This window comes from Candidatus Nomurabacteria bacterium, from assembly GCA_020631905.1.
In the GTDB taxonomy this organism is placed as follows: Bacteria; Patescibacteriota; Saccharimonadia; order Saccharimonadales; family VXPC01; genus JACKGQ01.
On sequence record JACKGQ010000001.1, the window covers coordinates 453688 to 467421 of the forward strand.

13 protein-coding genes are annotated in these 13734 nt (G+C 45.5%); 11 read left to right on the plus strand and 2 right to left on the minus strand.

Features of this window, described 5'->3' with window-relative positions; all coding sequences use genetic code 11:
* Window positions 1–61 precede the first annotated feature (61 nt).
* The 11 genes from H6798_02355 (at window position 62) to H6798_02405 (ending at window position 12172) form a co-directional block, all read left to right on the plus strand.
* Window positions 62–1348, plus strand: a complete 1287-nt coding sequence (locus tag H6798_02355) for an insulinase family protein (protein ID MCB9821355.1) — start codon at window positions 62–64, stop codon at window positions 1346–1348.
* Window positions 1339–2430 (plus strand): peptide chain release factor 2, encoded by a 1092-nt coding sequence (prfB, locus tag H6798_02360; GenBank protein MCB9821356.1) that lies wholly within the window; start codon window positions 1339–1341, stop codon window positions 2428–2430. The genes H6798_02355 and prfB overlap by 10 nt, the downstream gene beginning before the upstream one ends.
* A 58-nt stretch (window positions 2431–2488) precedes the next feature.
* Entirely contained in the window at window positions 2489–3181 is a 693-nt protein-coding gene (gene ftsE / locus H6798_02365) for a cell division ATP-binding protein FtsE (protein MCB9821357.1), read from the plus strand.
* A complete protein-coding gene (locus tag H6798_02370) occupies window positions 3178–4107 on the plus strand; it encodes an FtsX-like permease family protein (protein ID MCB9821358.1) in 930 nt (309 codons plus the stop codon). Before ftsE ends, H6798_02370 begins: the two co-directional genes overlap by 4 nt.
* Window positions 4108–4112: 5 nt before the next feature.
* Window positions 4113–5330, plus strand: coding sequence for a S41 family peptidase (locus H6798_02375; protein MCB9821359.1), 1218 nt, complete (start codon window positions 4113–4115; stop codon window positions 5328–5330).
* Window positions 5331–5731: 401 nt separating this feature from the next.
* Window positions 5732–5995, plus strand: a complete 264-nt coding sequence (locus H6798_02380) for a hypothetical protein (protein MCB9821360.1) — start codon at window positions 5732–5734, stop codon at window positions 5993–5995.
* Window positions 5988–7595, plus strand: a complete 1608-nt coding sequence (locus H6798_02385) for a CTP synthase (protein MCB9821361.1) — start codon at window positions 5988–5990, stop codon at window positions 7593–7595. Before H6798_02380 ends, H6798_02385 begins: the two co-directional genes overlap by 8 nt.
* 444 nt (window positions 7596–8039) lie before the next feature.
* On the plus strand, window positions 8040–8417 hold the full coding sequence (locus H6798_02390) for a response regulator (GenBank protein MCB9821362.1): 378 nt from the start codon (window positions 8040–8042) through the stop codon (window positions 8415–8417).
* A 103-nt stretch (window positions 8418–8520) separates the two neighbouring features.
* Window positions 8521–8877, plus strand: coding sequence for a hypothetical protein (locus tag H6798_02395; protein MCB9821363.1), 357 nt, complete (start codon window positions 8521–8523; stop codon window positions 8875–8877).
* 200 nt (window positions 8878–9077) lie between these two features.
* Window positions 9078–10577 (plus strand): hypothetical protein, encoded by a 1500-nt coding sequence (locus tag H6798_02400; GenBank protein MCB9821364.1) that lies wholly within the window; start codon window positions 9078–9080, stop codon window positions 10575–10577.
* A 62-nt stretch (window positions 10578–10639) separates the two neighbouring features.
* Window positions 10640–12172 (plus strand): hypothetical protein, encoded by a 1533-nt coding sequence (locus H6798_02405; GenBank protein ID MCB9821365.1) that lies wholly within the window; start codon window positions 10640–10642, stop codon window positions 12170–12172.
* Between the two features lie 7 nt (window positions 12173–12179).
* On the opposite strand, the gene H6798_02410 is transcribed toward H6798_02405, so the two are convergent.
* Entirely contained in the window at window positions 12180–12452 is a 273-nt protein-coding gene (locus tag H6798_02410) for a 50S ribosomal protein L27 (GenBank protein ID MCB9821366.1), read from the minus strand.
* A 12-nt stretch (window positions 12453–12464) separates the two neighbouring features.
* A complete protein-coding gene (locus tag H6798_02415) occupies window positions 12465–13733 on the minus strand; it encodes a hypothetical protein (protein ID MCB9821367.1) in 1269 nt (422 codons plus the stop codon).
* Window position 13734 lies beyond the last annotated feature (1 nt).

Below are 13734 nucleotides of genomic sequence, written 5' to 3' on the forward strand. Positions count from 1 at the left end.
GCAACTCTGTTAGACTAGCCTGCAATTGTTTTATTAACTAACTTGCGAGAGGGCAATTAGCTTGAAACACACTGTTCGACAGGTACAGCTTAAAAATGGTGCACGTGGTCTACTCGTACATGTGCCGGGGGCTCAGGTGATGAGCTTCGATTTGAACTTCCGGGCAGGCGACTATTTGTGTAGCGAAGATAAGTGGGAACTAGCTCATGTAATGGAACATCTAGTGCTAGGTGCTAACCAAAAACACCGCAGCAGCAACAAGTTCAATCGTGTGCTCGAAGAAAACGGCGCCTACTCGAATGCAGCCACTGGAGCTTATGACATAGACTACTATGCCGAGTGTGCCGATTTTGAGTGGGATCGAATCTTTGATCTGATGATCCTGGCAATTTCTAGGCCTCTGTTTCTAGAAACAGAGTTTACTGCCGAAATGGGTAACGTTAACGAAGAGCTTACTCAACGCTCGAATAATTATGCAGCTGTGTTAGCGCAGTCTGTGCGCAAAGCCCTAGGATTCATGGGCTATACCTACAAAGCAGGCTTAGAATCGATGTCAAAAATCCAGCTAGATGATGTTAGGACTTTTCATAAGCTAACTCACTTTACGCGTAATATGCGATTTATTATCAGTGGTAACATCCGGGGTCGGAGTGACCAGATTATTAGCAAGCTCGAAGCAATTAGTTTACCAGAAGGCGATTCCAACCGTCTGGAATTACCAGAAGAAGTTGGTAGCGGCAAGTGTGATCAGCTGTATTTAAACTATAAAAATGTACCCAATCTGTATTTCACACTCGAAAGTTTGCATCAGAAAGTCTTTACAGAGCCAGAAATCGATGCTGCAAATGTGGTTAACCATATTCTAAATGTTGGCTATACTTCGAAGATATTTGGTAAGGCTCGCGAGCAGGGAATAGTCTACGATTTGAGTTCTAGCTCGTATTCGACCAAAACAACCAGTGGCTGGGGAATCGATGGTCAAGTTTCGCGCGATAACGCACCGAAGCTATTTGCGCTAATTGCCAAAGAAATTAAAAAGATCTTAACCGATGGAGTGGATTTGCGAGATCTGCAGCATGTTAAAAAAAGTGCAATTGGCGGGTATCACATGAGTGCACAGACAGTATTCGGTACTGCCAACGGCTACGCCAACCGCTTTTTCTGGGATGACACGGTGATCCCATACGATTCCTATCCAGAGAGAATAAATTCGGTTACGCGTGAACGCGCCCAGGATGCTTTGCAGAAACTATTTGCCGACGAGAGCTGGATGGTTGGTTTCTTGGGTACAGCCAGCAAAGAAGAGCGCGAGAACCTTTGTAGTACAATAGCTACCATATGGCATTAGCTGATTTACATAAAGAGATACTTGAGCTGCAAGCTCAGGTTAAAGCTGCCACTAATAAACTAGAGATTGAGCCAAAGCTTGCCGAGCTAAAATCTATCGAACTCGATATGCAGTCGCCAAACTTCTGGTCGGATAACGAACGAGCCCAGAAGCAAGCCAAGCAGAAAAGCCTACTAGAAGAAAGTACTATTGCATGGGTTGGGTTACTATCGTCGCTTTCAACTCTCGAAACACTTGCCAAAGAAGGCGACAACGATGAAACTGAACTGCGTCAACTGTTTGAGCAGGACCAAGCTCAGTTCGAAAGTTTAAAACTCGAGCTACGATTTGCAGGACCATACGACAATTTTGAAGTTGTTTTAAGTATTTTTGCTGGAGCCGGCGGCACCGATGCTCAGGACTGGGCCGAAATGCTGTTACGGATGTATGTGCGTTGGGCCGAAAAAGAAGGCTTAAAATCTGAGTTGCTCGAAGAATCTAGAGGTGATGAGGCTGGCATAAAAAGCGTGAGTCTAAAAATATCTAACGGTAAGCATATTTTTGGAAGACTAAAGGCTGAGCATGGAGTCCATCGGCTGGTGCGCCTGAGCCCGTTCAATGCCGACAATCTACGCCAAACTAGTTTTGCCAAAGTTGATGTTATTCCGCTGATCGACGAGCCAGACAAAGTCCAGATTAACCCCGACGACCTCAAAATAGATGTTTATCGGAGCGGTGGCAAAGGTGGCCAAAGTGTAAATACGACCGATTCGGCGGTCCGGATTACGCATTTACCAACAGGCATAGTCGTGGCGATTCAGAACGAGCGTTCACAGATTCAAAACAAAGATACAGCCATGCAGATCTTGCTCTCTAGACTGGCACAGCTTCAGGCCGAACAGCACGCCGAAAAACTTAGCGACTTAAAGGGGCCAAATGTCTCGGCCGAGTGGGGTAACCAAATTCGTAATTACGTATTACACCCTTATAAATTAGTTAAAGACACGCGAACCGGCCACGAAAGTAGCGATCCAGACAAAGTCCTCGATGGCGGGCTGAATGAATTTATCGATGCCTATCTGGCCGAAAATCTAGGTGAATAATCGGCTAACTATAGTCTAGAAAGCAGAGCTCGACTCCTGTATAATAACGCTTACATTTATGATTTTGTTAGACAGGGTAAGCAAGTCTTTTGGAAAGAAAAAAGGAGAGGCCTTAAAGAAGGTTACTCTACATGTTGAGCCAAAAGAGTTTGTAATTATTGTTGGGCCGAGTGGCGCCGGCAAAAGCACCTTACTCAAGCTGTTAACCCGCGAAGAGCGGCCAACTACCGGTAAAATTGTGGTTGGCGGTATCGATTACGATAAACTTCGTGACCGAGACATCGCCAAGCTCCGGCGTAAAATCGGGGTTGTGTTTCAAGATTTTAAACTCCTCCCCAATAAAAGTGTCTTCGAAAATGTGGCTTTTGCACTGGAGATAACAGGCGCCAGCAACAAAGAAATACAATATACCGTGCCGAAAGTTTTAGACATTGTTGGGTTGAGAGGTAAAGAGCAGAGTATGCCATACGAGTTGTCTGGTGGAGAGCGCCAGCGAGTGGCAATCGCGCGGGCAATTGTGCGCCAGCCTAGAATTCTAATTGCTGACGAGCCTACGGGCAACCTAGATCCGAAGCATGCATGGGATGTAGTTAAAGTTCTGGAAAAAATCAATAAATACGGAACCACAGTAGTATTAACTACCCATAATCAACAGATTGTCGACAAACTTAAACGGCGAGTTGTAACTGTCGAAGACGGCCAGATTATTTCCGACCGAGCACATGCGAGTTACCGGGCAGGTGAAGCATGATGCGAACGCTGGCCAGAATATTCACAAATGGTGTCCGCGGATTTATTCGAAATTCTTGGTTGTCGATTGCGGCAACGGCTGTGATGGTGGTGGCAATTAGCATTATTTTGATGGCTTTGGTTCTGAACACGACTGCCAAAAATGCAATTACCGAGCTTAATAAAAATCTAAAAACTTCTATATATCTGTTCGATAACTCACCGGTCTCGGTACGTAATCAACTGCGAGCTGAACTTACTCGCCAAGATTTTGTGTCTACGGTGGACTATATCGACAAACAGATGGCACAGCAACGTTTCAACGATATATTTAGCGAAGAAGCCGGCATTACCGAAGGTCTCGAGATTACCGGAGGTGGAATTTTTCCGGAGAGCTTCGAGGTTAGCGTCAACGACCTAAGCCGCATAAAAGAGATCGAGACTATTGCTCAAAAAGAAGAGTACAAGAGTGTCGTCGATAAGATTTCTCTCGCAAAGACCGAAGCCGAAAAAACAATCGAACGGGCGCACGCTGCTCAGAAATTTGTAGTTCGGGCAGGTGTGATATCTTCTTTGGTATTTGCAGGTGTTTCAATTCTGATCATTTTCAATACTATTAGGATGGCGATTTTTACCCGTAGCGAAGAGATTCATATTATGAAACTAATCGGGGCAACCCCGAGCTATATTCGAGGACCATTCTTGGTTGAGGCCAGTATGTACGGCGTGATCGCAGGAATAATTGCATTCTTTGGCGTATATTCACTGATAGCTTCGATTGGTAGCAAGATGGCAACCCAGCCAGAGTTCGCAGCAACTTATACATATTTTCAAGAACCCTCGACAATCATCTTCTTGTTACTCTGCGCGATAACTGGTGGCATTTTGGTTGGCGTTATTTCGTCGATGTTAGCAATGGAAAAACACCTAAGACTGAAGAATTGGTAGAATAAGTGTACCCAAATAATCCCTATAATAAGTCCAACAAAGCCGGTAGAAGTATTGCGATTGGCTCGATATTGTTAGTTTTAATAACTACTTTCTTTGTCGGTGTTCTGGTTGGTCAGAACGATTTACTAACAAGCCATAACACTAGCGAAATATCTGAAAACTCTCAGCTACCCCAAGACCTCGACTATCAGAGCGTAGAAGAAATCTACGATATCGTGCGCAAAAACTACGACGGCGAACTCAGCCAGGCTAGCTTTATGGACGAACTCAAGCAGGCGATAGCTCGAGCAACAGGCGATCCTTATACAGAGTACTTCAATGCCACTGATGCCGAAGTATTTAACCAAGAACTAGAAGGAAAATTTACTGGCATTGGTGCCGAGCTTGGTAAACGCGACGGAAACCTGATCATCGTGGCACCGCTAGCTGGTTATCCGGCCGAGGCTGCAGGCCTAAAACCACTCGATGTAATCGCCAAGATCGACGACGAAGATGCCACCGGTCTAACCGTTTACGAGGCGGTTACGAAAATTCGTGGTGAAGTCGATACAGACGTCAAACTTACAATTGTACGTAATGGTAAAGAAGTGATTGATTTTACAATTACTCGTATGCAGATCGACGCTCCAAGCGTAAGTTATGAAATCCAAGATAATATTGGTGTAATTAAACTAAGCCAGTTCCAGGCCGATTCGGATGAGCTCTTAGACAAAGCTGCCGAAGAATTACTGAAAGCCGGAGTTGAAGGCATCATATTGGATCTGCGCGGTAATCCTGGCGGCTATCTAGACCAAGCTCAAAAAATACTTGGCGATTGGCTAGATTCGTCGCAAGTTGCTGTCGAAGTTCGACGTGGTGGTAAGGTCGAAGAAAAGCTATATGCGACTGGCGATAGTGTCTTTGCGAATATCCCAACTGTTGTCTTGATTAACGAAGGGAGTGCGAGTGCTAGCGAAATCGTGGCCGGCGCACTTCAAGATTATGGTGTTGCTAAATTAGTCGGCAAACAAACTTTTGGCAAGGGCAGTGTCCAAAATATAGATCAGCTAGATAATGGCCAGTTGCTGAAGATTACGACAGGACATTGGTTTACGCCAAACGGCAGAGGTATAGATAAAGAGGGGATAGCCCCAGATGTTGAAGTCGAGCTGACAGACAAAGATTATGATGCAGGTCGTGACCCGCAGCTAGACAAAGCTCTAGAACTTATAAAGCAGTAATAGTAATAATTTTTTGAAAGCTAAAGCTTCTGATTGCATGTAGCAATAAATACCATAGCCATTTTTGTGGGTAGTTTGGTATGATGTTGCGAGTTGGTATAACGCGCACGTGCTCGTGGCCAAAGTAGTGTAAAAAATGATTTATGAACAAGCCTGAATGGCTAGAAGACAATTTTCTCTTGCTCAATGTATCGCTTCAGATACACTTCGCTCGACAGAGTTTGCTTCCATCTCATTCATCCTAGCCCATAAAACATTCAATACACTACAATGCCCACATGTTTACCAGCGCTAAATATGGCAGAAGATGAAATAATCTTCGGTGGGTCTAACGCCCTCAAAGCCAAAAGCGCTATAACAAACACGTAAAGGCGCGTCTTTTTATTTTTTGGAGGTTATAAATGAAACTGATTAACATTCGATTCTTCACTAAGAACTCAGAACCAAGAACTCAGAACTCTCTGGCAGCAGGAGTTTGCGGTGCGTTTCCGGTAGATCTGAAAACCACGTATGAGGAGCTAGATTGGTTTTTCTTGGCGAGGAAGCTCCAAGGAGATGTAGATTGGCTACTTCGACTGAGCCCCACAGCCAAAAAAATCAAGCTAGCCCTCAAGCAAACTCAGAGTGCCGGGCTTTGCCTGGCAGCAGGAGTTTGCGGTGCGTAGTTCTCAGAAATACATAATTGTCACTGGCGGGGTAATATCTGGTAACGGCAAAGGCATAACCAGCGCCAGTATTGGTGCCTGTCTAAAGGCGCGAGGAGTGAAGGTGAATATGCTGAAATTCGATATGTACCTAAACGTCGATGCGGGTACACTCAAACCAGGCAAACATGGAGAAGTCTTCGTAACCAAAGATGGTGCCGAAACTGACCTCGACCTTGGTCATTACGAACGTTTCTTAGATACCGAGATGACTCACAAAAGCTCAATTATGCAGGGGCGAATTTTAAAAGAGATAATCGACAAAGAGCGGTCTGGCGGCTTTAAAGGGGATGATGTACAAGTCTTGCCGCATGTAACTAACGCCATACAAGATAAAATTCTCGAAGCTGCCGAAGGCTTTGATGTGCAAATGGTTGAGCTTGGTGGTACGGTTGGAGACTACGAAGGCATGGCGTTTGTCGAAGCGGTACGTCAGTTTGCCCACAGGGTCGGCCGCGAGAATATCATCTATGTCCACGTCGTTTATTTGCCTTACTTAGAAGTAAGTAACGAAATCAAAACCAAGCCTGCTCAAAATGCCGCCCGTGACTTGCGGAGTATTGGTATAAACCCAGACTTTTTGGTTGCGCGCTGTGAACACGCCCCGCAATCAAACACCATTTTTAAACTCAGTTTATTTACAGATATACCCGAAGAACGCATCGTGGTCTTGCAAAACGCCTCGACGGTTTACGAAGTGCCTCTAACGCTCGAAAAGCGAGGTATGGCCAGTGAGATAGCCCGGAAACTTGGAGTCAAACATCAACCAGATTTGTCTGCCTGGAAAACAGTGGTTAGCTCTGCCAAGAAGCAATATTCCAAGACAGTAAAAATCGGCATGGTCGCCAAATATCTAGACAATCTCGATACCTACATGTCAGTTACCGAAGCCCTAAAAGCAGCTGCCTGGAGCGAAAAAGTTAACCTCGAAGTAATTTGGGTAAATGCCGAAGAGATCGAAAAGCTTAATCAGCGCGAGTTGGCTCTAGAGCTCATGAAATATCATGGTATTTTGGTTCCAGGAGGCTTTGGTGAGCGGGGTATCGAAGGCATGATTGCCACAGCCAACCAAGCTATCCATGCTAAAATTCCGTATTTTGGTATTTGTCTTGGCTTGCAAGTTGCCACAATCGCGTTTGCCCGCAATCAAGGTTTAGTACGAGCAAACTCTAAAGAATTCAACCCAAAAGGTGATCAGCTGGTGATTTCGACTATGCCTGGTCAAGAAGGTAAGGAAATGACTGGCGGCACGATGCGCCTAGGTAACTACCCCTGTGATTTAACCAAAGGCTCGTTAGCCGAGCAGCTATATGGCAAGCCTAAGATCGTCGAACGGCATCGGCATCGGTTTGAATTCAACCCAGAATATAAAGACATGCTTGTAGCAGCTGGACTGAAAATAACTGGTATATGCCCAGAAAACGGACTTGCAGAAATTATTGAGCTTGGCGACCATCCATATTTTATTGGCTGTCAGTACCACCCTGAGTTTTTGTCGCGCCCAACCCGACCACATCCGCTCTTTAGTGGACTAATCCGAGCGGCTAAGAAACGCACCTAAATTAAGGAATAGACCTATACTTGTCCATAAACGAGAAAACCCCGAGCCCCACGAGAGGGCTCTAGGGGGCTCTCAATCGTGGTTTCGGGGTGTGGTAGATCAGAAAAAGACGAGTAACACGCCGGCTAAAACGGTCACGATGATCATGATCGCAACCACCGACGTAACGAACCAATAATCCTTACTCTTACGCGTCTGCTTGTTTTCGGAAACAAGCAAGATTGTCAGCATCAAGCCCATCAGAAGGCAAAGAATGCCAATAGTAATGTCGAAAACTTTCAACTGTCCTACCTTATAAAAAGTGGTTGCTCCACTACATACGCACCATGCGCAGTAACATGATTATATAATAAAGTAATGTATGCAGCAAAGTGTATTTTGATTAATGTGCCTACGTCTAGTTATTTCTGTTTTTAATCCGATTAACGTGGTATATTAGTGCTTATGGATAAGCAGAAAAAAGTACTTTTTGTAGAAGATGACAATGGCCTAGCAGCCGTATATGTAACCAGGCTCGAAGCCGAAGGCTTTAATGTTCGTCGTGTCGAAAACGGCGAAGAGGCCTTAGCAGCCGCGCTCGAATACAAGCCTGACATTGTATTGCTCGATGCAATGATGCCTAAGGTAAGTGGATTCGATGTTCTCGATATTTTGCGCAACACCCCAGAAACTGCCAATTTGCGGGTAATAATGCTTACTGCACTTAGCCAAGATAGTGATAAGCAGCGAGCCCAAGAACTGGGTGTCGACGATTACTTGGTCAAATCTCAAGTGGTTATTGCCGATGTCGTCGAACGAATCAAACACCATCTTGGCATCTAGACTCAAGAATTGACTCAGGTAACTTGTAATATCAGTATAAAAATGCTATAATATCTTGGTACTGGAAAGTATCCAGTGTTCTTCGAAAAACAAGGGAACTGAGATGGACGAAGCTACGATTATCACTTTGGTGTTGTTCTTGCTGGCACTGGCTTTCATTTCCGGCTACGGCGCTGGACTGGTACTGAGCGAGACGCCGAACAAGCGTCCGAACAAGTATGTCCATGCGTTGTATGCCATGACGGTCGGATTTGCGACCGCTGCGTTCGCGATTCGTTTCGACTACAAAAACCTTGAGATCGGCAGCTACTTGTTGCTGGTGCTTGGGTTTGGACTGATTTCAGTATGGTCTATCAAGGTCGTGGCGTTCGGTACCAACGCTTTCAAGGGTTGGGGATTGATCTGGCAGTTTGGCTATTTCGTCGTCGGCTTGCCGGCGCTGATGGTGGCGCTTGCTTAGGTGACTACTTGTTTTTGATATAGAGGGGAGCACATGGCTCCACCCAGGTTGAGGTTAGCTGGCAAGACTAGCACTTGAACCTCCCTGGGCTTTAGGGCTTGAGATTTCTCAAGCCCTATTATTTTTTGCTATAACCATAACCTTTACAAAAACGCATAAACATGCTAATATTTAAGATGTAAATATCTAAAAACAAAAAAATGCATAACATCGACTCAGATCCCACCTTAACCGTTCCAAGTAGTTTGGTGGAGTTGCGTGAGCAAAGGCACAAACGAACTGCCGAAGCAGCTCTGGCTCAATTTAAATCTAAGCTTCAAGACGTGGCCGACCCATATATTGGTATTGGCTTGTTAGAAGGTACGGTTGAACGTGGTTCGACTACCGACGAGTACACGGTATTTTCGAAAACAAAGGTCATTCTGGGCGAGCTCGGTATGGATGTCGACAGCTTTTTAGAAGGAGACGATGACAGCGCAAAGATCGAGTTACTAGGCAGCAATTTTGTGGCGAGTAAGCTCGGACCGCATGGGTTTAGCCTTAGGGTAGTCGAAAGGCCTGATTCCGGAGAGTTCAAAGCAAAGTTAGCTGCAAAAGTCGAAGGACTGCCAGTATTGACAGCCTGTAATGAGCTACTTGCCAAAGGTGACATCCGTGAAGAGCAGGTGGTCGAAGCCAAGATAACCGATAGACTCGAGCAACTTTGGATACTCGAAGCTATGTTGGATGTGACTTTGGACAAAGAAGATAAAGACCTGCAATTAGAAGCTGCACTAGACCGGGCAATGGCCGATGGCGCCAAACTTACCATGGAAAACAAAGATGGCAGTCGTATCTATCGGCGCTGGAATAGCTTCATCGAGCTCGGAGTCTGGATTCGACCTGGTAAAACTGGCGAAGAAATAGTTGGTTTGTCGGCGCGGATGCATGACCAGGCAAATCAAGAATATCTAAATCAAAATGTATATGTAACCGTAGAGCCACTAATCGAAACTTCTGAGGCAGAGTCGTTTTTTGCCGAGTTGGAATACCGTGGACTAGAGTTAGCCGATGAAATAAAATGGGTTCTCACTAACCCGGGGCAGTCGAATCGCTACGGAGGCCCATACACTCTGATGAGCCGCGAAGTCGCGAAATGGGTCATGGAAGGCGGGGTAGATGAATATAGATTGGCTAAAATTTTTAAATTCGATAGTGATGCCTACCTAGGCACAATAGATGCCCTAAAATCAATAAATGTAGATGTACTCGGTGAAGGCTTTGCAACACTTGTTGGGTTGATGCAAGACTGTCTCGAGCCAACAGGACAGGGTTTACCAGCGATTCATGCCACTAATATTAGAGGCGAAATAAAAGAAGGTGCATGTGCAGATATGGCTACTTATTACCTTAGAGCAAAACTCAGAGAAACTAATATTGGACAAGACAGTAATCATGTGCCTGCTTGGCACAAATTAAATGAAGGTGTAGAAACAGTTATTACCAAAGAGCCGGCGAGTATCAATGGTATCAAGGTACCTCCAGGTGCTTTACTGAAACAACAGGCGGATGGTGGGTACTTACTCCAGCGATTAACACCTTGGGCGCTCGGGCAGTCAGAATCTCGATGGCAAGTTTTTGGTGCGGAACTCCAAAAAGCAGCCTCACTGGGTAACACATTCCATAACTTGAGCGCTATAGCAACTAGATACTTGGTATAAACATAAGCTTTACAAAATAACATAAATATGCTAGTATTTATGATGTAATAAGAAAAATAAATATGTCTACAACTATAGAAAAACCAGTCGGCGCACCTTACGACCAAGATGAAACTAGTAGTTTTGATATGAACTACACCCAAGCCGCCCCAAGGCGTGCCAATGAAATCGGTGCAGCTCGCTTATTTAGCTATAGAGTAGTTGATGGCCAGAGGGTTGAATACTTTGCAGATCGACCGACGGTTAATCGTAATACTTTTCCTATCGAAGGCCATGTCGATGTTAGAAACTGGAATACACGCAATACCGAACACGAATTAGTCGGCATTGCAACAGTTATCGATAGCCAAGGCGAATATGCCGATGCCTATGCCAGGCTGTACGACTCGTTCCAAGACGAACTAGGCGCAGGAATCAAAGATGTAGATATTGCCAAAGCCGCCTATCAGACAGTCCTAAAAAATATCAAGTATGACTTAACAGCGACCGAGCAAACATATAAATTTGTCCGAGACAATCCCGATACTGGTGTGAGCAACAGGGTAGATCTGGGAGAATATATCGATCAGGGTTATGGTGTGTGTAACGAAATGATGCTGATGGCTGGCTGGATTCTTGGGGAAGCAGCTCAGAGAGGTCAAATGAGTAGTGGCGTCAAAGTCTCTTGCCATATTAATCAAGAAACTAAAGCGTATATGGGCGCTCACGCTTGGGTGCGAGTTACATTGCCAACTGGCGAAGTTTATATTGCCGATCCTGCCCAGCACTTTTTCGGGACGCTAGAGCAAGCACTAGAAGATAAGCAACGAGGTGAGCAGCGCTGGGAATACTTTACCGATAAAGGTGAGCGCGATCGCTACAGGGCTAAGCTGGCTGGCAAAGCAACGACTACTCAGGTCGAAGTAACGCCAGATGCAGATCCTGATAAGCTCAAGATAATTCAGACCAATGGCCGGTTTTATGGACTCAAACGAGACGGTAAGCTAATAAGACACATGGAGCCAGTAAATTATATAGTTAAAGATGGAAAAGTAATTGTCCATCTTATGGTTAAGGAAGAAGGCAGGAACGTCGACGACGCTGCAATCTTCTGCGCTTTGCCGTTAAAAGAATTTATTGATCTTCAGCCACCAGGTGTAATGCGCGAACAAGCCGAAGCCGATTACAATAATTTTATGTCAAATACGCGCGGTAAGAGCGATACTAAAGAGGTTCCTCGGCCAGAGATTACCTCTGAGACAAAATTACAGGCCGAAATTAGAGATCAAATTGCGGATGTTGAAGCTGAGCTCGCCAAGGTAGAGGGGGAGTATCAGCAACTACAGACTATGGCCGGCAATCACTTGAATGCTTTAGAGATGGTCGGCTTATACATGGCTCGGAAACGTGACGCACAGGCTCGTGATGACGGCCAAATGTCTAACGATATGGAGAGAGAAGCCGGAAAATACTACCGACAATTACCTAGGGAATTGCAAAATCAGTGGCAGAGATTCTGGAATCTTTCGACCGAGATCGAAGCGTATCAACAGCGAATAGTTGAGCTACGAGCTCAATATAAAAGTAGCGGCCTAATTGCGAGTGTACCCAGATAGCCGGTGACTATTCGACGATAACTTCTGTGCGTGGAGCGGTTTTGCCGGTGAAACGACGAACGTTGCGAGTGTTGAACTTAACTACACCGTCTTTAGCGGCATGAATCGAGAAATTACGGGCCATGTAAGTGCCTTCGCCTGAACGTTTGGTAGCGCCTACCTGACGAACGATGATATCGCCAGTTTTGACAGCCTGGCCAGCAAAACGCTTAACACCAAGCCGTTTACCAGCGGTTTTTTTGGTGTTTTTGGTACTTCCTTGGCCTTTAACCTTTGACATCGACTTACTTCCTTATTTTCTTACTAAAACTAATAATTCTCGCGCAACAACTTGGCCTGGCCTGTGGTAGATCAGATCTTGCCGACGAGCATGTTTAAAATCTAGCCGATTATAGCCGAATTCCTCGAGAGAGTCAAGTAGTGGCAAGTGCTTGAAACTGGAGCTTAGATCTTGGAGCTTAGATCTTGGAGCACTTACTGCCCAGGCAGGGACAGCTATGCACATCCGAGTGCCAGATCTGGTTTGGGAGGCTAAGTTGCGCAAGAATTGGCTAAGCAGGTGATTTACATTGGTTATGTTTTGTTCGAGCTGTTCCAGCTCGGGCAGCTTAAAGTAGGCTTCGCCAAGAAATGTCTCGCAGGCAACAGCGCCGATCTCTGGTTTGGCTGAAACCGGTTGGTTAACATCTTTTAAGAAATCTAGCCAGTTAGCCGAACAGGCATCAGCAGGTTCGTAAGTTGTGTGGCCACCTTCAGGTACAATCGATGATGTTAACTTTTTGTTGGCCCAGATGCCATTGTCGGCGGCCATCTTAACCATTCGCGGCTCAAGGTCGGTGTTCGCCCTATAGGCTAGACCCATTAAGTACGCTTCGATGTTTATGACGCCAGTACCACAAAAAGGATCAAGGAGGTATTCGTCGGATAAATCTTCGAGTTTAGGGCAGGCAAGATTGATGATGATTTGGGCTAGTTTGGGTGGCAACATGCCGACTTTTGCGTCGCGGGCTGGACGGGAACGATCGCGGTAAGTATAGGCGTCGAGGTCTTGGATAGCGACAGTTTGGGCAATGATTGTCTGATTATCCCGCCGAACAAGACAAAGCTCCCAGCCTTTCGAGTGGAGTTTGTTGTGCAGAACCTGAGCGTCGTTTAATGTTTGGCTATAGGTTGGGACAAGCCGGACGTTTCGTCCGGTACGTTTAACTGCTTTTTTGATGTTTAGGCCAAGTTTTTCGATCTGTTTCTGGCCAAAATCTAGACCGTAAACAGATACACCAATCGATAATTTTCCTTCGGGCCACTGCTGCACATGTTCGACGCAGGCAACAGCCAAGAACTTTTCTATATCGGCTAATTTAGTGGAGTCGAGAACAGTTAAGACTTTGGCAAGTTTAGTACTACCACCGAGTCGATAAAATGGAACTTGTCCGGACTCGATGTCGAGCAGGGCAATTTGACCGAATGTATCAGCGATCGCCGCGTCTCCAAAAAGGCTCTCGAGCTCGGCGAGGCTAAGTTTTGGTTGTCGACCCAAAAATATAATTGTTTGGTAGTTCACT